The following is a 19,951-nucleotide window of genomic DNA, read 5'->3' on the forward strand; positions in this document are numbered from 1 at the left end:
GCGCATGCCCGAGATCAATCGCCGCAAATTCCTGATCGCCAGCGCGGGCGTCGGCGCGGCCGGCCTGCTCTCGACGGCGGTGGCCGTCGAATGGCCCGACCTGACGCGCGCAGCCCGGGACCGGCCGCTGCCCGAGGGGGCCGGCGTGCTGGTGCTCGTCACCCTGTACGGGGGCAACGACGGCATCAACACCCTGATCCCGTACCGCGACAACGCGTATCACGACGCGCGCCCGGAGCTCGCCTACGCCCCGGGTGACGTGATCCACCTCGACGAGCGGCTCGGGCTCAACCCGGCGATGAAGGGGCTGGCCCAACTGTGGGGCCAACGCCGGCTCGCCATCGTGCGCGGCGTCGGCTACCCCAAGCCCGACCACAGCCACTTCCGGTCCATGGACATCTGGCAGACGGCGTCGCCGGCCGAGCCCGTGTCGACCGGCTGGATCGGCCGCTGGCTCGACGCCACCGGCGACGACCCGCTGCGCGCGGTCAACGTGGGGCCCGTCCTGCCGCCGCTGGCGGTCGGCGAAAAGTGCACGGCGGCAGCGCTTTCCCCGGGTGGGGCGGCCGGAAAGGCCCAGCAATTCGACGGCATCATGGCCGCGCTCGGCGCCGACGACCCCGACGATACGCCGGCAATGGCCGCCGTGCGCAAGGCGTACCGCGCCGCGCGGACCGCCAACGGTGCGTTCGAATCGGTCAAACCCGCTGCCAAGGGCCGCAATTCGCTAGCAACGCAGCTGGGCGTGGTCGCCGGCGCGGTGAAGGCCCGCGTCCCGACGCGGGTCTACACGGTGCAACTGGGCGGCTTCGACACCCACGCCGACGAACGCGAAACCCAGCAGCGCCTCTTGCAGACCTTCGACGAGGCGGTCGCGCCCTTCCTACAGCAGGTGGGCGATCCGAACGTGGTCGTGATGGCGTACTCCGAGTTCGGCCGCCGCGTCCACGCCAACGCCTCGCAGGGCACCGATCACGGCACCGCCGGTCCAGTCTTCGTCGCGGGGGCGCGCGTTAAGGGCGGGTTCTACGGTGAAGAGCCCAGCCTCACCGACCTCGACAACGGGGACCTGAAGTACACCACGGACTTTCGCGACGTCTACCACGAACTGCTGGACCGAACCGTCGGGACCGATCCCACACCCTCGGTCGGTCCCGGACGAAAAAGCCTGGGGTTCCTAACCGCTTAGCGCGCGCACGCAGTCGCGGGCGATAGCCAGTTCTTCGTTGGTCGGTATCATCAGCACGGCGATCGGCGACGATTCCGCGGAGATCTGACGGGCGCCCCGGCCCCCGCTGAGGTTGCGGCGCTCGTCCAGCACGACGCCCAGCTCCTCCAGGCCCGCCACGGCATCGCGACGCACCGCCGGGTCGTTCTCGCCGATGCCGGCGGTGAAGCTGATGACATCGGTGTGCCCCAGCACCGCCAGGTACGCGCCGATGTACTTGCGCAACCGGTGAATGAACACGCTGTAGGCCAATTGCGCTGCGCCGTCGCCGGATTCGATCATGGATCGCAGCCGCCGGAAGTCCCGCTCGCCGGCCAACCCGAGAACCCCGGACCGCTCGTTGAGCATGGCCTCGACGTCGTCGACGCCCATCTGGGCCCGGTGCCACAGGTAGCTGACGATGCTGGGGTCGATGTCGCCGCTGCGGGTGCCCATCACGAGGCCCTCCAGTGGGGTCAGGCCCATCGAGGTGTCGATCGGCCGGGTGCCGGCGATGGCCGACGCCGAGGAACCGTTACCCAGGTGCAGCACAATCTGTTTCAGGCCACCGAGCGGCCGGTCCAGGAAGGCCGCGGCCTGTTCGCTGACGTAGCGGTGCGACGTGCCGTGAAACCCGTAGCGGCGGATCTGCCACCGCTCGGCCACGTCGCGGTCGATGGCGTAGGTCGCCGCGGCCGGAGGCATGTCGTGGAAGAACGCCGTGTCGAACACCGCCACGTGGGGAAAGTCGGGCAGCAGCTTGCGCGCCACTTCTATTCCTTTGAGCGCGGGCGGATTGTGCAGCGGGGCCAGTTCGGACAGCTTGCCCAGCGCGGCGATCCGCGCGTCGTCCATCAGCGTCGGCCGGTAGAACTCGTTGCCACCATGCACCACCCGGTGCCCGACCGCCAGCAGCCCGCAGGTTCGCAGGTCGATGCCGTCCCCGGCCAGGGTGTCGAAGGCGCGCTGCAGCGCGGCCTCGTGGTCGGGAACCCCGGAGCGGTCCTCGCCGATCCGCTCGATGTGGCCCGACGCCCGCGCCGTGCCCGAATCCGGGTCCACCAGTTGGTATTTCAGGGACGACGAGCCGGAGTTGATCACCAGCACGAGGCGGCCGGTGTCAGCCATGGACGGCCTGCGCCTGGATCGCGGTGATCGCCACGGTGTTCACGATGTCTTCGACCAGCGCACCGCGGGACAGGTCGTTGACGGGCTTGCGCAGCCCCTGCAGCACCGGGCCGATCGCGATGGCCCCGGCGCTGCGCTGCACCGCCTTGTAGGTGTTGTTGCCGGTGTTGAGGTCCGGAAAGATCAGCACCGTGGCGCGCCCCGCCACCGGCGAATCCCGCAGCTTGGTGGCCGCGACCGACGGCTCGATCGCGGCGTCGTACTGGATGGGCCCCTCGACCAGCAGCTTCGGATCACGCTGGCGCACCAAATCCGTTGCAGCCCTGACCTTGTCGACATCCGCGCCGGCGCCGGAGTCGCCGGTCGAGTAGGACAGCATGGCCACCCTCGGCTCGATGCCGAACTGCGCGGCGGTGCGGGCGGAGCTGATCGCGATGTCGGCGAGCTGCTCGGAGGTCGGGTTCGGGATGATCGCGCAGTCGCCGTACACCAGGACACGGTCGGGCAGGCACATGAAGAAGACGCTGGAGACGGTGGATACATCGGGAACCGTCTTGATGATCTCGAATGCCGGCCGGACGGTGTGCGCGGTGGTGTGGGCGGCGCCCGACACCATGCCGTCGACGGCGCCGTTATGTACCAGCATGGTGCCGAAATACGTGGCGTCGCGCATGATCTCGCGGGCGTGCTCGGCGGTGATACCCTTCGCCTTGCGCAGCTCCGCATACTGGTCCGCGAACTGACCAAGCAGCTCGCTCGCCAGCGGGTCGATCACCTGCGCGCCGTCGAGGTTCACCCCGAGTTCGGCCGAGCGCAGCCGGATTTGGGCCTCGTCGCCCAGGATGGTCAGGTCGGCGACGCCGCGCTGCAGCAGGCGGCCGGCGGAGCGGAGGATGCGGTCGTCGTCGCCCTCGGGCAGCACGATGTGCCTGCGGTCGGCCCGGGCCCGCAGCCGCAATTGGTAGGTGAACATCTGCGGGGTGATCACGGTCGGCACCGAAATCGTCAGCTGCGTAAGCAGATCCGCGATGTCGACGTGGCGGTCCATCAGCTCGAGCGCGGTGTCGATCTTGCGTTGCGACATCGCGGTGACCCGGCCGCGGGCCGACGCGGCCGCGCTGGCCGTGTCGTAGGTGCCCAGCCCGGTCGCGATGATCGGCAGCCGCAGCCGCAGGCCGGAGACCAGCGCCGCGATGGACGGGTGCAGCTCGAACCCGCCGTTGAGCACCAGGCACGACAGCGACGGAAACCCTTCCGCCGCATGGGCACTGGCCACGGCGAGCACCACGTCGGAGCGGTCGCCCGGGGTGATCACCGCCATGCCGTCGCGCAGCCGTTCCAGCACGTGATCGGCGGTCATCCCGGCGACCAGCACGTCGGTGACCTCGCGCTCGCGCAGCGACGCCTCGCCGCTGACCGGCGTCCCACCGACCGCCCGCTCCAGCTCGGCCACCGTCGGCGCGCACAGCAGCGGCGCCTCGGGCAGCACGTAGCTGCGCTGGCTGAAGGCGCGCAGTGCTTCCCTGACCTCCTCCAGCCGCGCCGGGTCGCACCGGTTGGCCACCACCGCCGCGGTGTGGGCGTGCTGGGCCATCAGCTCGGCCAGGCACACCTCGACGACGCCGGCGACCTCGGCCGGGTTGCGGCCCTTGCCGCTGACCGTCAGCAGCACCGGCGCGCCGAGGTTGGCCGCGATGCGCGCGTTGACCGAGAGCTCGGCGGGCCGGGTCACGTCGGTGTAGTCGCTGCCGACGATCACCACCACATCGCAGGACTGGGCCATCGCGTGATAGGAGTCGACGATGCCGGCGATCGCGGCGTCGCTGTCGGCGTGCAGCTGCTGGTAGGTCACGCCGACGCACTGCTCGTAGGACAGGCCGGCGGTGGTGTGCTCGAGCAGCAGCTCGAGGATGTAGTCGCGGTCCTCGCCGAGGCGGGTGATGGGGCGGAACACGCCGACCCTGGCGACGGTCGCGGTCAGCCGGTGCAGCAGCCCCAGCGCGATCGTCGACTTGCCGGTCTCCGGCTCGGGCGCGGCGATGTAAATCGCCGAGCTTTTAGCCAAGTCGGCGCAGCCTGGGGGCCAGGTCCTTTTCGAAGAGGTCCAGGAACCGGCGTTGGTCGTGGCCCGGTGCGTGGAATACCAGGTGGTTGAGGCCCCACGTCACGTATTGCCCGACCTTTTCGACCGCCTCGTCGGGGTCCGACGCCACGATCCAGCGCTTGGCAACCTGCTCGATCGGTAGCGCGTCGGCGGCCTTCTCCATCTCGATCGGGTCGTCGATGCTGTGCTTCTGCTCGGCCGTCAGCGACAGCGGCGCCCAAAACCGGGTGTTCTCCAGCGCCAGGTCGGGGTCCGGGTCGTAGGAAATCTTGATCTCGATCATCTTGTCGATGTCGTCGACGTTGCGGTCGGCGGCCGCGGCACCCTCCTGCACGGCCGGGATCAGCTTGTCCTTGTAGAGCTCCTCGCCCTTGCCAGAGGTGCAGATGAACCCGTCGCCGGCCCGTCCCGCGTACTTGGCCACCGCCGGGCCGCCGGCGGCGACGTAGATGGGGACGCCGCCCTCGGGCACGTCGTAGATCGAGGCGCCCTTGAGCCGGTAGTAGTCGCCGTCGAAGTCGACGCGGTCGCCGCGCCACAGCTCCCGCATCAACCGCACCGACTCGCGCAGCCGGGCGAAGCGCTCCTTGAACTCCGGCCAGTCGCCCTCGTATCCGGTGGCGATCTCGTTCAGCGCCTCGCCGGTGCCGACCCCGAGGAAGACGCGGTTGGGGTACAGGCAGGCCATGGTGGCGAAGGCCTGAGCGATGACGGCGGGGTTGTAGCGGAAGGTCGGGGTGAGCACCGAGGTGCCCAGGACGATCCGCTTGGTGCGTTCGCCGACGGCGGTCATCCAGGCCAGCGAGAACGGGGCGTGCCCGCCCTCGTGCCGCCACGGCTGGAAGTGGTCACTGACGGTTGCGCTGTCCATGCCGTGACCTTCGGCGGCGACAGCGAGTTCGACGAGCTCACGGGGTGCGAATTGTTCGGCGGACGCCTTGTATCCAAGTTTGAGTTCAGCCACGGGTTATTTCTACTCCTCCCGGGACTCCTAGACTCGCCTGCATGGCCGACCAGTCCAAGGCGCCGACCCTCGTCCAAGTCACCGACACCGTGTACCTCGCCCAGGGCCCGGCGGTTAACTGGACGCTGGTGGTCGACGGGACGGGCGTGATGTTGATCGACGCCGGTTACCCCGGGGACCGCGAGGACGTGCTGGCGTCGCTGCGCCAGCTGGGCTACGGCCCGGAAGACGTGCGCGCAATCCTGCTGACGCACGCGCACATCGACCACCTGGGCTCGGCGATCCGGTTCGCCGCCGAGCACGGCACCCCGGTGTACTGCCACGCCGACGAGGTCGGTCACGCCAAGCGGGAGTACTTGGAACAGGTCTCGGTTTTCGATGTGGCGCTGCGCATTTGGCGGCCCCGCTGGGCGGTGTGGGGTCTACACGTGGTGCGCAGCGGCGGTCTGATCCGCGACGGCATCCCCTCGACGCAGCCGCTGACCGCGGAGGTGGCCGCCACACTGCCGGGCCACCCGACGGCCGTGGCCACGCCGGGGCACACCAGCGGGCATTGCTCGTACGTCGTCGACGGCGTGCTGGCCAGCGGTGACGCGCTGATCACCGGCCACCCGCTGCTGCGGCACCGCGGCCCGCAGCTGCTGCCGGCCGTGTTCAGCCACAGCCAGGCGAACTGCCTGCGCAGCCTGAATGCGCTGGCCCTGTTGAACACCGAGGCGCTGCTGCCCGGTCACGGCGACGTGTGGCGCGGCCCCATCCGCGAGGCGACGGAAGCTGCGCTCAAGCGGGCGCAATGACGCGGAACCCACTGGCTAGCGCGCGGCGACGTACTCGGGCAAGGCGATATCGTCGCGGAATTCGCGGCCGATGAGCCGCTCGGCCACCCACGGGACGTCCAGCAATTTGGTTGCCTGATTTCGAGTCCACAACCCAACCGACGTCTTCGGCGCGAACATCGAGGCGAACGCGCGCGCCGACCGCTGCCTGGCCTCGACGATCGGACGCAGGCGGCGTTCATAGCGGAGAAACGCCGCGCGGTGACCGCCACCGTCGCGGCCGAGTTCGCCGGCCAGCACGTAGGCCTGCACCATGGCCAGACCGGTCCCCTCGCCCGCCAACAGCGACACGGCGGCCGCGGCGTCGCCGATCAGCCCCACCCGCCCCCGCGACCAGTGGTCCATGACGATCTGGCTCACGCGGTCGAAGTACACCTCGTCGGCACCGTCGAGTTCGCCGAGGATCCGAGGGCATTCCCACCCGGCGTCGCCGAAGACTTGACGCAGGGTGTTCTTGACGTCCGACGAGTTCTGTGGCTCGGGACCGCGCATCTGGTCGGCGGTGAAAACAAAAAGGAACTGCGTCTTGTCGCCGCGCAACGCGAATCGCGCAACCATCCGTCCGGGTGTGGTGTAGGCGAGGTAGACGAGTTCGTCACGCGGCTGGTAGCCATCGACTTCGAAGGCGGCCACCCGGTAGCCGAGGTCGGCCTCGAATTCAGAGGCGGGCCCGAACACCAAGCCGCGCACGGGCGAATGGATGCCGCCGGCGCCGACGACCAAGTCGAACAAGCGTGATTGGCCGCTCTCGAACGTGACCCGGGCCCCGGCGTCGTACTGCGTGATGGCGGAAACGCTTTCACCGAACAGGGTTTCGACGTGCTCACCGGCCGAGCGGTAGATCATGGCGGCCAGGTCACCGCGCGGTACGGTGACGAAGCGGCCATTGAGATTCCGCCGGAAGGACTCCGCCGAAAAGCCCCCGACCTTCCGCGAATTGCGGTCCACCAGTCGCAACTCTTCGACGTCGTATCCGGCGGCGTGCAATTGGGGGGCCAACCCCATACGCTCGGCGACGGCATACCCGCCACCCCAGAAATCCACCACGTAGCCGCCCGTGCGCAGCCGCGGCGCCTTTTCAATCAGGGTCGGCTCGTGGCCATGGCGCCAGACCCAGTACGCGAGCGTCGGGCCGGCGATGCCGGCACCGACGATGGCGACCTTCATGCGCACACCCCTCTCCTGCGCATCGCGACTACTATAGCATAGTGCAACAGTTGCACTCGGCAAGTACGCGATCGCGGAGCAAGGGGCGTTGTGCTGAAAGAACTCACGGGCATGCCTGCCGGGATTCAGGCCCTGGAAGCGGTCGGCATCGTGACGGCTGTGGATTACGACCGGGTCTTCGCGCCGATGGTGGATCGGGCGCGGAGAACGGGTGGTCGCCTGCGGCTGCTGTACCAGTTCGGCCCTGCCTTCCAACGCATCACACCGGGTGCGCTGTGGGCCGACGCACGACTTGGGGTGAGCTACACGCGGCTGCTCGATGGCTGCGCGGTCGTGAGCGACCTTGGCTGGGTTCGGGCGCCGGCCAGCAGCATCGGCGCGTGGATGCCCTGCCCGCTGCGGGTGTACGCGGACAACGAACGCGATGACGCGGTCGCGTGGCTGACCTCGCTGCAGGCCGGCGCCGGCGCGTCCACGCAAGACATGGCCAAGGCATACATCGGTGGCGTGGGCGCCACGATCGGGAGCCTCGTCAAACTTGCCGCAGCCAAGCTGGCCGCCCAGGTCGAGTCGCAATGAGTTGCGGGCCGATCGGGTACCCGAGGGACATGGCAGACAACGAGAGTTTCCAGAATGCGGCCGAACGCATTTACCACGATTGGGACAAGGCGCTCAGTGAGGACGACGTCGACGCGCTGCTGGCGCTCTATGCCCCCGACGCCGTGCTGGAGAGCCCGGCGGTGCCGCTGACCTTGGGCACCGAGACCGGAATAGTCCGCGGGCACAGCGAGTTACGGCCCCTGCTCGAGCGCGTGGCCGCGCGCAAGCCGCCGCTGCGGACCTACTACCGCAGCGGCTATCTCACCGACGGCGCGCGAACGATGATCTTCGAATACCCGCGCGAAACGCCCGACGGGGAGCAAATGGATTTCGTCGAGGTCATGGAGATCGCCGACGGGCTGATCCAGCGCCATTGCGTCTATTGGGGCTGGCGCGGCGTGAAGGTCATCCAGGACGACGCGTACCACAAGTAGCGCGCTACAGCCCCAGATGCTCGCGCAGCGTCTCGCCGGAGTACTCGGTGCGGAACGCGCCGCGCTCCTGCAGCACCGGCACCACCCGGTCGACGAACTCGTCCAGGCCGTGCGGCGTCAGGTGCGGCACCAGGATGAAGCCGTCGCACGCGTCGGCCTGGATGTAGGTGTCGATCTCGTCGGCGATCCGCGTTGGCGTGCCGACGAACTGCTGGCGGCTGGTGACCGCGATGACCAGCTCGCGGATCGAGAGGTTCTCGGCTAAAGCGCGTTCGCGCCAACCGCGGGCGACGGCGATGGGGTCACCGTGCCGCACCCGGCCCTGCGTGATGGCGCTGTCGACGACCGGGTCGAAATCGGGCACCGGGCCGTCCGGGTCGTGGTCGGATAACTCGCGGCCCCACACCTGCTCGAGCATCGCGATCGCCGTCGCGCCGCTGACCTGTTGGTAGCGGATGTGCCGCGCCCGGTCCCGCGCCTCGGCATCGGTGTCGCCGAGGACGAACGTCGCGGCGGGAAAGACCTTGAGCCGGTCAGGATCCCGGCCGTAGGACGCGGCGCGACCCTTGACGTCGGCGTAGTAGCGCTGCCCGTCCTGCAGCGACGAGTGCAGCGTGAACAGGGCGTCGGCGTTGCGGGCGCCGAACGCTCGGCCATCGGCGGAGTCGCCGGCCTGCAGCAATATCGGATGCCCCTGCGGCCCCGCCGGCAGCGTGGCGAACCCGCGCACGTCGAAGTGGGGGCCGCGGTGTTCGACGCTTCGGATCCGGTCAGGATCGGCATACGCCCCCGCCCCGACGTCGGCCAGCACCGCGTCGGTTTGCCAGCTGTCCCAGAACTGGCGGGCCACGGCGAGGAACTCCTCGGCCCGCGAGTACCGATCGGCGTGGTCCAGGAAACCGCCGCGGCGGAAGTTGGCGCCGGTGAAGGCGTCTGACGAGGTCACCATGTTCCAGCCGGCGCGGCCGCCGGAGAGGTGGTCGAGCGACGCGAATTGCCTTGCCACCTCGAAGGGTTCGTTGAAGGTGGTGTTGATGGTTCCGGTCAGCCCGATCCGGTCGGTGACGCCCGCGAGCGCGGCCAGCACGGTGAAGGTGTCCGGGCGCCCCACCACGTCCAGGTCGTAGATGCGGCCGCGGTGCTCCCGCAGCCGCAGCCCCTCGGCGAGGAAGAAGAAGTCGAACAACCCGCGTTCGGCGGTGCGGGCCAGGTGCACGAACGACTCGAACTCGATCTGGCTGCCCGAACTCGGGTCCGTCCACACCGTGGTGTTGTTGACGCCAGGGAAGTGGGCGGCCAGGTGAATCGGCTTGCGCTGCTTGCCCTCCCGCACGCTCATCCGCTGATCCCCCACCGTTTGGCGATCAGTTCGTGCGAGCGCAGCCGGTCGGAGTGCCGGTGGGTGACGGAGGTGACGACGAGTTCGTCCGCGCCGGTGACGCGTTGCAGCGCGGACAGCCGCTCGGCGACCTCGTCCGGATTGCCGACGAACTGCGTTTCCAGCCGGTCTTTCACCACCGGCAGCTGCTCCTCGGTGATCGGGGGACAGTCGTCGGGATCGGGGTAGGGCACCGCGCCGACCCCCGTCCGGATGGAATAGACCCAATGCCCGTAGCTGGACGCCAGATGCCTTGCGGTGGCGGTGTCGTCGGCCACCACGATGTCGGCGGACACCACGACGTAGGGCCGCTCGAAGGCGGCCGACGGGACGAAGGCGGCCCGGTAGGCCTCGATCGCCTCTAGCGCCGTCGCCGGGGTGATGTGGTAGCTGGCGACGAACGGCAAACCCCGCGCACCGGCAAGCTTGGCGCTTTCACCCCGGGTGCTGCCAAAGACCCACGGGGTCAACCCGGATCGCTCACCCGGCACCGCGTGCACGTCGAAACCCTCGACCTCGTAGGTGCCGTCGAGCATCGCGATGATGTCGGCGAGTTGCTCGGCAAAGCCGGGCGCCACCGCCCCGGGCTGTTGCAGGATGCCCATGGTCGCCTGCACCCGTTCCTTGTCGAGGAGCCCGCGGAGGTCGAACGGCAGCGGGACCACCACGCCGTCGACCTCGTGCCACTGCCGCGGCGGGCGGGACTTGGCCGACGGCGACTTCGGCTTGTACCCGGTGTCGCGTCGTTGTCCCCTTCCGACGCCCAGGTCGATGCGGCCCGGATAGAAGGCCTCGAGCATCCCGAAGCTCTCGACCACCGCGACCGGAGTGGTGTACCCGAGCTGAATGGCGGCCGATCCGACCCGAATGCTGTTGGTGGCGGCCGCGATCTGGCCGATCAGCACGGCCGTCGCCGAGCTGGCCACGCCGACGAAGTGGTGTTCGGCGAGCCAGTACCGGCGGTAGCCCCACCGCTCGGCGCGCTGGGCCAGGTCGATGGTGTTGCGCAGGGCGGTCGCGGCGTCGTTGCCCGCGCTGATCGGGGCGAGGTCCAGGATCGACAGCGGCACCGGCGTCATCGGTGCACCGCCGCATAGCGATTGGGCGCCACGGGCAGGCCGAGGCGCGCGCGCAGGGTTTCACCCTCGCGATAGCCGGTGCGGAAGAGCCCGGCCCGCTGCAGCAGCGGCACCACCTCGTCGACGATGACCGGTAGGTCGGTCGCGTTGACCGCCGGCCGCAGGCGTGCGCCGTCGACGCCCAGCCGCCGCCAATCCTGCAGCAGCTCCACCAATTCCACTGCGCCCCCGGTGAACGCGAGCGCGTCGGAGCGGAAGTCGGCCGCGCGGTTGAACGAAACCACCACGTCGGCAAGGACTTTCAGGTGGGTGCCGCCCGCCGTGCGCACCTCCGCGATGATGCGTTGCACCGACGCGCCGTCGGTGGGGGTGACGAAGACGACGTCGGCGCCGGAGGCGGCGAACTCGTAGGCGGGGCCGACATGCGCCAGCGCGGCCACCACGGGCTGGCCCTGGGGTGAGCGCGGCGTGATCGAGGGCCCCTTGACCGAGAAGTACTTTCCGGTGAAGTCGATGTAGTGCAGCTTATCCACGTCGACGTAGCGCCCGGTGCGCACGTCGCGGATGATGGCGTCGTCCTCCCAGCTGTCCCATAGCCGGCGGACTACGTCGACGTACTCGACTGCCTCCTCGAAGAGGGGGACCTCGGACACGTCACGGCGGCCGAACAGCGCCGCCTCGTGCGCGGTGGCGCTCACCCGCGGCTGCCAGCCGGCCCGCCCGTGCGACACAAAGTCAAGCGTGGCAATGGATTTGGAGACGTGAAAAGGCTCGGTATGGGTGACCGTGGCCACCGGGATCAGCCCGATGTGCCGCGTGGCGGGGGCGATGCGGGCAGCGACCAGGACGGCGTCGGCGCGGCCGGTCAGCCGGTCCGGGTGAATCCGGGAGCTTCGCCCGATCTGCGGCATCAAACTGTCGTCGATGGTGAGGAAGTCCAGCAGCCCGCGCTCCGCCGTGGCCGCCAAGCCGGCCCAGTAAGGACCGCCGAGCACCGACGGCGTCTCCGGGTCGGCGGCGAGGGTGACCCGCCACGCGTGCGGGTCCCAGCCGTATCCGTCGAGCGCGACGCCCAGGTGAAATTGACCCGTCATGGCAGCCACTTCTCGAAGGCGATCGGCCGGAACGGTCCCCAGTCGGGCAGCGGCTCGGCGGGGGCGATGCGGGTGTACCCCGTCGCGTCGTACAGCGCCTCGGCCTCGGGCTGGCGGTTGCCGGTGATCAGATACAGCCGCCGGTAACCCCGCGCGGCGGTCTCCGCCTCCAGCGCCGCCAGCAGCGCCCGCGCATACCCGCGGCGCCGATGGGCGCTGTCGGTCCAGATCCGCTTGAGCTCGGCGGTGTCGGCGTCGAAGCGCCGGAACGCTCCGCCGGTGACCGCCACGCCACCCACCACACCGATGAGCAAGCCGCCGTCGGGCGGCGCCAGCTCACCCGCCGGCACCGGAAGCCAGGCCAGGTGCCTGTCCGGCGTACCTCCGTAGCGCTCCGCGTACTCGACGGCCAGCTCGGCCAGCAGCGGCCGCGCCAAGGGATCGTCGTGGGTGGCCGCGACGAACTCGAGCCGGGTGGTGGGCGTCACGTATCCATCTAACGTTTCCGACGCGCGCCCATTCCACCCGGCGGCGGGTCCGCTCTATTGGCCGGGGGGCATCAGCACCGTGTCGATCATGTAGACCGTCGCGTTCGACGTGTGCACCCCACCGCAGACCAGGCCCGCGTTGTTGACCCTCAGGTCGTTGCCTTGACCGGCCACGGTAAGGGGCGCGCCCTGCACCGTCGGGTGGACGCCGCCGATCACCGCCGGGCTGAGCTGCCCCGGGACGACGTGATACGTCAAGATGCTGGTCAGCAGCTGCGAGTCCGTCTTCAGCCTGTCGACGGTCCCCGCCGGCAGCTTGTCGAACGCGGCGTTGGTGGGCGCGAACACCGTGTACTGGCCGTTGTTAAGGGTCGAGACCAGGTTCACATTCGGATTCAGCTTCCCGGACAGCGCCGCGGCCAGGGTCGTCAACATCGGGTTGTTCGACGCTGCCGTCGCCACCGGGTCGCGCGACATTCCCATCACGGACCCCGGACCGCTCGGATTCTGCTTGGCATAGTCCGCGCAACCGGTCCCGATCAGGTCACTCGGGTTGTCAGCGGTGGCCGTAACCGTCGGCCCCGCAGCGACGGCAATGGCCGCAAGACCCGCCGCGGCAAGCGTTTTCGCACGAGTGCTCATCATTGCGTTTCGACTCCTTTGTCGTCGGACGCCCATGGGCGCCGTCTTCGGCTTGAACACAAGTCATTCGGAGCGACGGCCGTTACGGATGGAATTTCAATGGCGCGGCACGCGCTAGACGCGCGATGCCGTGACGTACCCGGGGAGCAGTTCCACGTGCTCCGGGCGGCCGCGCCACAATTCGGCCAACCCCAGGCCGGCGAACAACTCGACGACGTTCCGTTTGACCGTCTTCCAGCCTTGCGCCGCAAGATATTCGGGCACAAAGCGGTATTCGCCCGGGTAGGTCAGGCTGGCCAGGTCGACGTCCAGGCCGCGCCGTCGCCAGCCGTCCACGAAGGCCTGCCGCGCTGCCTGCCGTTCCGGTGTCCAGCTCGCCATGTGATCGGCGGAGAAGCGGCTGCCGGGCGCGCTCGCCTCGGTGACGCCCTGCAGCAACCGGTGCTGCGCGTCCGGCGGCAGGTAGCCGACGAGCAGCTGCTCGGCGATCCAGACCGTGGGCGTCGCGGCGTCGAAACCGGCCCGGCGCAGCGCCGCCAGCCAATCCTGGCGAAGGTCGACGCCGATCTCGCGGCGGTGCGCGCCCGGCCGCGCGTCCAGCCCCCGCAGCACCCCGGCCTTGAAATCGAGGACGTCCGGGCGATCGATCTCGTACACCGTCGTGCCCGGCGGCCACCACAGTCGGTACGGCCGGGTGTCCAGCCCCGATCCCACGATCACCACCTGGCGAATGCCGGAGCGGCCGGCGTCGGCGAGAAACTCGTCGAGGAACCGTCCGTACGCGGCCTGGACGTGGATGAGCCCCGTCGTGATGGGGTGACCGCCGTCGTCGGCGGCGTATCGCTCGTCGTCAATGACCTGGGTGAAGTACGGCACGCCGGTGGCGCGCACCAGCGGCTCGGCGAACGGGTCCGCCAGGAGGCCCTTGTTCGTGGCCACGGCCCGGACGACGGCGTCGAACGTGGTGGTCAGGCCGTCGCCGGAGGCCGGGTTCCAGCTGGCGGGTGCCATGATCCGCTCAGGCGTTGGAGCGGCGGCGCAGGGCCAGGCTCACGGCGGCCCGCCAGCCGAGCAACAGGACCGCGGTGACCGACGCGGCGACCACCACGAAGCTCGTCGCCACGCCCGCCGAGCTGGCCTTGCGCAGCAGCATGCCGATCGCGACGGTGGACAGCCAGACGATCACGCCGGTGGGGGCCACGGCGGTCGGTCGCCGCCAACCGCGGGAGAGCAGCCACCCGACGACGGTTCCGGCCAGAAACGGCCAGGCCGTGGTCGCGAGGCCGCCCAGGGTGAGCCCTTCGGCGTGGCTGCGGCGTCCGGCGGCGCAGAACACGAGCACGGCGACGACATCGACGAGCAGGTAGGCCATCCACCGGAGCCTCCGCATGCCGCGAGACTACCGGGTGGCAGGCTGGGTCCTATGAGCACTGACGCACCTCCGGCGTTCGACCGGGACGACCCGCTGGGCCTGGACGCCTCCCTGTCCGAGGACGAGCTCGCCGTGCGCGACACGGTGCGCAAGTTCTGCGCCGAGCACGTCCTCCCCTATGTCGCCGAGTGGTTCGAGATCGGCGACCTTCCGGTCCGCCAGCTGGCCAAGCAATTCGGCCAGCTCGGGCTGCTCGGCATGCATCTGCACGGCTACGGCTGCGGCGGCGCTTCGGCCGTGCACTACGGCCTGGCCTGCACCGAGCTGGAAGCCGCCGACTCGGGTATCCGGTCGATGGTCTCCGTGCAGGGATCGCTGGCGATGTTCGCGATCTGGAAGTTCGGGTCGGAGGAGCAGAAGCAGCAGTGGCTGCCCGGCATGGCCACCGGCGAACTGCTCGGCTGCTTCGGGCTGACCGAACCCGACGTCGGAAGCGATCCGGCCGCGATGAAAACCCGTGCGCGCCAAGATGGTTCGGACTGGGTTCTGAACGGGCGAAAGTTGTGGATCACCAACGGCTCGGTCGCCGACGTGGCGATTGTGTGGGCAGGCACCGACGAGGGGATCCGCGGCTTTGTGGTGCCGACCAAGACGCCGGGCTTCGCCGCCAACACCATCCACCACAAGCTGTCGCTGCGCGCGTCGATCACCAGCGAGCTGGTGCTCGACGACGTGCGGCTGCCCGCCGACGCGATGCTGCCCGCGGCGACGGGGTTGCGCGGGCCGCTGTCGTGCCTGTCGGAGGCGCGCTACGGGATCATCTGGGGATCGATGGGCGCGGCGCGGTCGGCCTGGCAGGCCGCGCTCGACTACGCCACGCAGCGCACCCAGTTCGGGCGCCCGATCGCCGGATTCCAGCTGACGCAGGCCAAACTCGTCGACATGGCGGTCGAACTGCACAAGGGGCAGCTGCTGTCGCTGCACCTCGGCCGCCTCAAGGACGGCGCCGGGCTGCGCCAGGAGCAGGTCAGCTTCGGCAAGCTCAACAACACCCGCGAGGCGATCAAGATCTGCCGCACCGCCCGAACCATATTGGGCGGCAACGGGATATCGCTGGAGTACCCCGTCATCCGGCACATGGTCAACCTGGAATCGGTGCTGACCTACGAGGGCACACCCGAGATGCACCAGCTCGTCCTCGGGCAGGCGTTCACCGGCAGCGACGCGTTCCGCTGAGAGGAGTCCCGCTATGACATCTGTCCTGTACCGGTTCGGCGTTGTGTTCGCCGCGTGCGGGGTGGCCCTGTCCGCTCCCGTCGCAACCGCCGATCCCGTCACGCTGCCCGCGCTGACGTCCGGCGGCGGCGGACCGATCATCGGCGGGGGCAACAACTCCGGGATCGCGCAGCAGCTGACCGGCCTCGGCAACCCGAATGTCCAGGAGGTCGACGGCTCGGACGCGGCCCAATTCATCACGGCTTCGGCCGCGGTCAGCAATCCGCAGCTTGCCGCCCCCTTCGGGCTGCTCAAGCGGGCGCTGGCCTGCCAGACCAACAACGCGGGATTCGGGGCGCGCGCCTACCGGCGCAACGACGGGCTGTGGGGCGGCGCGATGCTCGTCGCCGCGAAGAGCGCCACCCCCAACGTCGACGCCCTGAACGCCTGCGCCAAGACCAATTGGCGCAAGCCCACCACGGGTTCGGACACCGCGGCGTGCAACAGCGGCTGGACGACGCCCAATTCCTTCGACAGCCGCCGCAGCAACGCGGAGGCCTATTACATCTTCCTGGCCGGCACCAACGACGACTTCTGCAACCAACTCAACGGCAAGTACAAGACCAACGCCGCGGCGTGGCCGTTCTAGGTGGGAGCATTTCCTGATGGACGCGGTCCGGGGACGTTCTGGTAGGCCAGCGCGCATCGGGGCGTGGGTCACCGTGGTGCTTGGCGGTATTTGTGTGTTCGCGGGGCTGGCCTTCGGTATCGAATTGGGTGCAATGCACGCCGTTGCCTACCGGCTCGGCACACCTACGACGGTGACGATCGATCATTGTGAGGCGCACACCTCGCTGCACGGGGACCACGAAAGGTGCTACGGCAGGTGGGGCGCCGGCCGAAAGTCACACACGGGCCCGATCGTCGGAGACTACGACCGACGTAATGGAGTCGGATCGCAGGTGGATGTTCATCTTTTTCACAGTCGCGGGGGCACCGACGTGGCCTATACGGCGAGCGAGGCGAGGCCGAACTATCTGTGGATGTCCGGTGGCGTCCTCGCGATCGGTACGGGCTCGGTTCTCATGTGGTCTGCTCGGCGCAAGATCAAGACTGGTAGCTGGCCGTGGTCCGGCCCCCCGACCACATAGGCTGGTGACGGGCCGCGGGGACCACGACACGAAGGGGTAGGCATGTCGCGCCATCACGTCGTCATCATCGGGAGCGGATTCGGGGGGCTGAACGCGGCGCGGTCGCTCAAGCGGGCCGATGTGGACGTCACCCTGATCTCGATGACCACCACTCACCTTTTCCAGCCGCTGCTCTACCAGGTGGCCACCGGGATCCTGTCCGAGGGCGACATCGCCCCCACCACCAGGCTGATCCTGCGCAAGCAGAAGAACATCCGGGTGTTGTGGGGTGAGGTCGAGGCGATCGACCTGAAGGCGCAGACGGTCACGTCGCACCTGATGGGGATGCAGACCGTCACGCACTACGACAGCCTCATCGTGGCCGCGGGCGCGCAGCAGTCCTATTTCGGCAACGACGACTACGCCGCGTTCGCGCCCGGCATGAAATCCATCGACGACGCTCTGGAGCTACGCGCCCGCATCCTCGGCGCCTTCGAGGCCGCCGAGGTCGCCACCGATCCGGCCGAGCGGCAGCGGCGCCTGACGTTCGTGGTGGTCGGCGCCGGGCCGACGGGCGTCGAGGTGGCCGGGCAGATCGTGGAACTCGCCGAGCGCACGCTGGCGGGGGCGTTTCGGACCATCACGCCCAGCGACTGCCGGGTCATCCTGCTCGACGCGGCGCCCGCGGTGTTGCCGCCGATGGGCAAAAAGCTGGGTCTCGTGGCCCAGCGGCGACTGGAGAAAATGGGCGTCGAGGTCCAGCTCAACGCGATGGTGACCGCCGTCGATTACATGGGCATCACGATCAAGGAGAAGGACGGCGGCGAGCGGCGGATCGAATGTGCGTGCAAGGTCTGGGCGGCCGGCGTGCAGGCCAGCCCGCTGGGCAAGATGATCGCCGAGCAGTCCGACGGCACCGAAACCGACCGTGCCGGACGCGTGATCGTCGAACCCGACCTCTCGGTCAAGGGTCACCCGTACGTCTTCGTCGTCGGCGACCTGATGTCGGTGCCCGGCGTGCCCGGGATGGCGCAGGGCGCGATCCAGGGGGCGCACTACGCCACCGCGCTCATCAAGCAGTCCCTCAAGGGGCACGACGACCCGGCCACCCGCAAGCCGTTCAAGTACTTCGACAAGGGCAGCATGGCGACCATCTCCCGGTACAGCGCCGTGGCTCAGGTCGGCAAGCTGGAGTTCGGGGGCTTCATCGCCTGGTTGGCGTGGCTGCTGCTGCACCTGTATTACCTGATCGGGTTCCGCAACCGCATTGCCGCCATGTTTTCCTGGGGCATCTCGTTCCTGGGCCGCACCCGCGGCCAGATGGCGATCACCAGCCAGATGATGTATGCGCGGCCGGTGGTGGACTGGGTGGAGCGGCAGGCGCAAGAGGGGACGCTGGCGGCGGCCGAACGCATCGAGGCCGCCGAGAAGCAAGCCGGCTAGCCCAGGGCCTGATCGATATCGGCGATCAGGTCGTCGGTGCCCTCCAGCCCGACGGAGATGCGAACCACGTTGTCGCCCAGCCCGATCGCGGCACGACCCTCCGGGCCCATGGCGCGGTGCGTGGTGGTCGCCGGATGCGTGATGAGGGATTTCGCGTCGCCCAGGTTGTTGGAGATGTCGATCAGCCGCAGCTTGTCCAGCACCTCGAAAGCCCGCTGCTTGGCGGCACTTTCGGCGCAGTCGAGCGCGAAGGTGATCACCGTCCCGCCGCCGGTCATCTGGCGCTTGGCCAGGTCGTATTGCGGGTGCGACGTCAGGTAGGGGTAGCGCACCCAGCTCACCGCGGGATGGGTCTCGAGGAACTCCGCGATGCGGTGCGCGGACGCGTTACTGTGCTCGACCCGAACCGCCAGCGTCTCAAGGCCTTTCAGCAACACCCAGGCGTTGAACGCGCTCATCGCCGGGCCGGTGTGCCGCATGAGCTTCTGCACCGGGCCGTCGATGTACTCCTTGTCGCCCAGGATGGCGCCGCCCAGCACCCGGCCCTGTCCGTCGATGTGCTTGGTACCGGAGTACACCACCACGTCCACCCCGAGCGGGAAACCCTGCTGCAGCAGCGGTGTGGCAAAGACGTTGTCCAGCACCACTTTCGCGCCCGCGGCGTGAGCCATCTCGGTCACCGCGGCGATGTCGACCAGTGACTGCATGGGGTTGGACGGGGTCTCGAAGAACACCGCCTGCGTGGGAACCGACAGCGCCCGCTCCCACTGCGCGAGGTCGTCGCCGTCGACGAAAACGGTCTCGACCCCCCACCGCGGCAGGATCTCGTTGCACACCACGAAGCACGAGCCGAACAGGCTGCGCGCCGCGACCAGCCGGTCACCGGCCGCCAGCAGCGCGCCCAGTGAGGTGAACACCGCGGCCATGCCGCTCGCGGTGGCGAACGCGGCGGGCGCCCCCTCGATCAGGCGCAACCGCTCCTCGAACATCGTCACGGTCGGGTTGCCGTAGCGCGAGTAGACGAAATGGTCCAGCTCGCCGGTGAACGACCGCTCGGCCACGGCCGCCGACTCGTAGACGTAGCCGGAGGTCAGGAACATCGCCTCGGCGGTCTCTTCGAAACCGGATCGCAGCAGGCCGCCGCGCACGCCGATGGTGCCCTGGCTGACGCCGTCGGGCAGCGCCTTGGGCGTGCGGACCGACTGGTCGTCGGTCATCCTTGCCTCCAGGGCAATCCGAGCGCGCGCCAGCCGTTTCCACCGCGATGCCCGCTGGCGTCGAGCTGGCCCTCGAAGCCGTCCAGCACGTTGTAGGCCGGGGTGAGGCCCACCTGCGTCGCCACCTCGGCCGCGCCGATGGAACGGTTACCCGAGCGGCACAGGAAGATCACGGGCCGCTCGTCGTCCGCGGGTGGGACGTGACTTTTCAGCTCGTCGGCGAAGTTCGCGTTGGGGACGCCGTTGGCGGTGACCCACTCGATGTACACCACGTCGCGGCCCAGGCTCGACAGGTCGGGCACGCCGACGAACCGCCATTCGGCGTCGGTGCGGACGTCGACCAGCACCGCGTGGGGATTGTCGCTGAGCAGCTTCCATGCCTCGAGCGGGGTGATGTCTCCTGCGTATGCGCGTGCTTGCCCGGTGCTCATGGGTGTTTACCTCGTCCTTCGC

20 protein-coding genes are annotated in these 19,951 nt (G+C 69.1%); 7 read left to right on the top strand and 13 right to left on the bottom strand.

Going from position 1 to position 19,951, the window contains the following annotated elements:
* Positions 1-4: 4 nt before the first annotated feature.
* Complete coding sequence (locus AC5Y4S_RS14680; protein ID WP_500033460.1) at positions 5-1,189, top strand: DUF1501 domain-containing protein; 1,185 nt, start codon at positions 5-7, stop codon at positions 1,187-1,189.
* Here the strand turns inward: AC5Y4S_RS14680 and AC5Y4S_RS14685 are convergent.
* The 3 genes from AC5Y4S_RS14685 to fgd are packed head-to-tail and all read right to left on the bottom strand — an operon-like array spanning position 1,178 to position 5,403.
* Positions 1,178-2,335 (bottom strand): acetate kinase, encoded by a 1,158-nt coding sequence (locus AC5Y4S_RS14685; protein WP_500033461.1) that lies wholly within the window; start codon positions 2,333-2,335, stop codon positions 1,178-1,180. The two genes, AC5Y4S_RS14680 and AC5Y4S_RS14685, sit on opposite strands and share 12 nt — an antisense overlap.
* Positions 2,328-4,400 (bottom strand): phosphate acetyltransferase, encoded by a 2,073-nt coding sequence (gene pta, locus AC5Y4S_RS14690; RefSeq protein WP_500033462.1) that lies wholly within the window; start codon positions 4,398-4,400, stop codon positions 2,328-2,330. Before pta ends, AC5Y4S_RS14685 begins: the two co-directional genes overlap by 8 nt.
* Complete coding sequence (gene fgd / locus AC5Y4S_RS14695) at positions 4,393-5,403, bottom strand: glucose-6-phosphate dehydrogenase (coenzyme-F420) (protein WP_500033463.1); 1,011 nt, start codon at positions 5,401-5,403, stop codon at positions 4,393-4,395. Before fgd ends, pta begins: the two co-directional genes overlap by 8 nt.
* Positions 5,404-5,444: 41 nt before the next feature.
* Here fgd and AC5Y4S_RS14700 point away from each other — a divergent pair, with 41 nt between their 5' ends.
* Positions 5,445-6,200 carry an MBL fold metallo-hydrolase gene (locus AC5Y4S_RS14700; RefSeq protein WP_500033464.1) on the top strand — a complete coding sequence of 252 codons (756 nt, stop codon included), beginning with the start codon at positions 5,445-5,447 and terminating at the stop codon, positions 6,198-6,200.
* Positions 6,201-6,215: 15 nt separating this feature from the next.
* Here AC5Y4S_RS14700 and AC5Y4S_RS14705 read toward each other — a convergent pair whose 3' ends face one another.
* Positions 6,216-7,406: an FAD-binding domain gene (locus tag AC5Y4S_RS14705; RefSeq protein WP_500033465.1), complete on the bottom strand. Its 1,191-nt coding sequence runs from the start codon at positions 7,404-7,406 to the stop codon at positions 6,216-6,218.
* A gap of 90 nt (positions 7,407-7,496) precedes the next feature.
* Here AC5Y4S_RS14705 and AC5Y4S_RS14710 point away from each other — a divergent pair, with 90 nt between their 5' ends.
* Together AC5Y4S_RS14710 and AC5Y4S_RS14715 are read left to right on the top strand one after the other, a co-directional pair.
* Complete coding sequence (locus tag AC5Y4S_RS14710) at positions 7,497-7,985, top strand: SpoIIAA family protein (protein WP_500033466.1); 489 nt, start codon at positions 7,497-7,499, stop codon at positions 7,983-7,985.
* Between the two features lie 29 nt (positions 7,986-8,014).
* A complete protein-coding gene (locus AC5Y4S_RS14715; RefSeq protein WP_500033467.1) occupies positions 8,015-8,440 on the top strand; it encodes a nuclear transport factor 2 family protein in 426 nt (141 codons plus the stop codon).
* A gap of 4 nt (positions 8,441-8,444) precedes the next feature.
* Here the strand turns inward: AC5Y4S_RS14715 and AC5Y4S_RS14720 are convergent, their stop codons facing one another.
* The 7 genes from AC5Y4S_RS14720 to AC5Y4S_RS14750 all read right to left on the bottom strand — a co-directional run bounded on the left by AC5Y4S_RS14720 (position 8,445) and on the right by AC5Y4S_RS14750 (position 14,511).
* Positions 8,445-9,779, bottom strand: coding sequence for an NtaA/DmoA family FMN-dependent monooxygenase (locus AC5Y4S_RS14720; RefSeq protein WP_500033468.1), 1,335 nt, complete (start codon positions 9,777-9,779; stop codon positions 8,445-8,447).
* On the bottom strand, positions 9,776-10,897 hold the full coding sequence (locus tag AC5Y4S_RS14725; RefSeq protein WP_500033469.1) for an LLM class flavin-dependent oxidoreductase: 1,122 nt from the start codon (positions 10,895-10,897) through the stop codon (positions 9,776-9,778). Before AC5Y4S_RS14725 ends, AC5Y4S_RS14720 begins: the two co-directional genes overlap by 4 nt.
* Complete coding sequence (locus tag AC5Y4S_RS14730; RefSeq protein WP_500033470.1) at positions 10,894-11,991, bottom strand: LLM class flavin-dependent oxidoreductase; 1,098 nt, start codon at positions 11,989-11,991, stop codon at positions 10,894-10,896. Before AC5Y4S_RS14730 ends, AC5Y4S_RS14725 begins: the two co-directional genes overlap by 4 nt.
* Positions 11,988-12,479 carry a GNAT family N-acetyltransferase gene (locus AC5Y4S_RS14735; RefSeq protein WP_500033471.1) on the bottom strand — a complete coding sequence of 164 codons (492 nt, stop codon included), beginning with the start codon at positions 12,477-12,479 and terminating at the stop codon, positions 11,988-11,990. Before AC5Y4S_RS14735 ends, AC5Y4S_RS14730 begins: the two co-directional genes overlap by 4 nt.
* Positions 12,480-12,533: 54 nt before the next feature.
* Entirely contained in the window at positions 12,534-13,124 is a 591-nt protein-coding gene (locus AC5Y4S_RS14740; RefSeq protein ID WP_500033472.1) for a fasciclin domain-containing protein, read from the bottom strand.
* 111 nt (positions 13,125-13,235) lie between these two features.
* Positions 13,236-14,132 carry an SAM-dependent methyltransferase gene (locus AC5Y4S_RS14745; RefSeq protein WP_500033473.1) on the bottom strand — a complete coding sequence of 299 codons (897 nt, stop codon included), beginning with the start codon at positions 14,130-14,132 and terminating at the stop codon, positions 13,236-13,238.
* 7 nt (positions 14,133-14,139) lie between these two features.
* Positions 14,140-14,511, bottom strand: coding sequence for a DUF3054 domain-containing protein (locus AC5Y4S_RS14750; protein WP_500033474.1), 372 nt, complete (start codon positions 14,509-14,511; stop codon positions 14,140-14,142).
* A gap of 33 nt (positions 14,512-14,544) precedes the next feature.
* On the opposite strand from AC5Y4S_RS14750, the gene AC5Y4S_RS14755 reads away from it, so the two are divergent.
* The 3 genes from AC5Y4S_RS14755 (at position 14,545) to AC5Y4S_RS14765 (ending at position 18,281) form a co-directional block, all read left to right on the top strand.
* Positions 14,545-15,729 carry an acyl-CoA dehydrogenase gene (locus AC5Y4S_RS14755; RefSeq protein WP_500033475.1) on the top strand — a complete coding sequence of 395 codons (1,185 nt, stop codon included), beginning with the start codon at positions 14,545-14,547 and terminating at the stop codon, positions 15,727-15,729.
* A 13-nt stretch (positions 15,730-15,742) separates the two neighbouring features.
* Complete coding sequence (locus AC5Y4S_RS14760; RefSeq protein ID WP_500033476.1) at positions 15,743-16,357, top strand: hypothetical protein; 615 nt, start codon at positions 15,743-15,745, stop codon at positions 16,355-16,357.
* Between the two features lie 544 nt (positions 16,358-16,901).
* On the top strand, positions 16,902-18,281 hold the full coding sequence (locus AC5Y4S_RS14765; protein ID WP_500033477.1) for an NAD(P)/FAD-dependent oxidoreductase: 1,380 nt from the start codon (positions 16,902-16,904) through the stop codon (positions 18,279-18,281).
* Here the strand turns inward: AC5Y4S_RS14765 and AC5Y4S_RS14770 are convergent.
* Together AC5Y4S_RS14770 and AC5Y4S_RS14775 are read right to left on the bottom strand one after the other, a co-directional pair.
* On the bottom strand, positions 18,278-19,498 hold the full coding sequence (locus tag AC5Y4S_RS14770; RefSeq protein WP_500033478.1) for an O-succinylhomoserine sulfhydrylase: 1,221 nt from the start codon (positions 19,496-19,498) through the stop codon (positions 18,278-18,280). The genes AC5Y4S_RS14765 and AC5Y4S_RS14770 overlap by 4 nt on opposite strands.
* On the bottom strand, positions 19,495-19,929 hold the full coding sequence (locus tag AC5Y4S_RS14775) for a rhodanese-like domain-containing protein (RefSeq protein ID WP_067161680.1): 435 nt from the start codon (positions 19,927-19,929) through the stop codon (positions 19,495-19,497). Before AC5Y4S_RS14775 ends, AC5Y4S_RS14770 begins: the two co-directional genes overlap by 4 nt.
* Between the last annotated feature and the right edge of the window lie 22 nt (positions 19,930-19,951).

The organism is Mycobacterium sp. NGS64 (assembly GCF_059812245.1).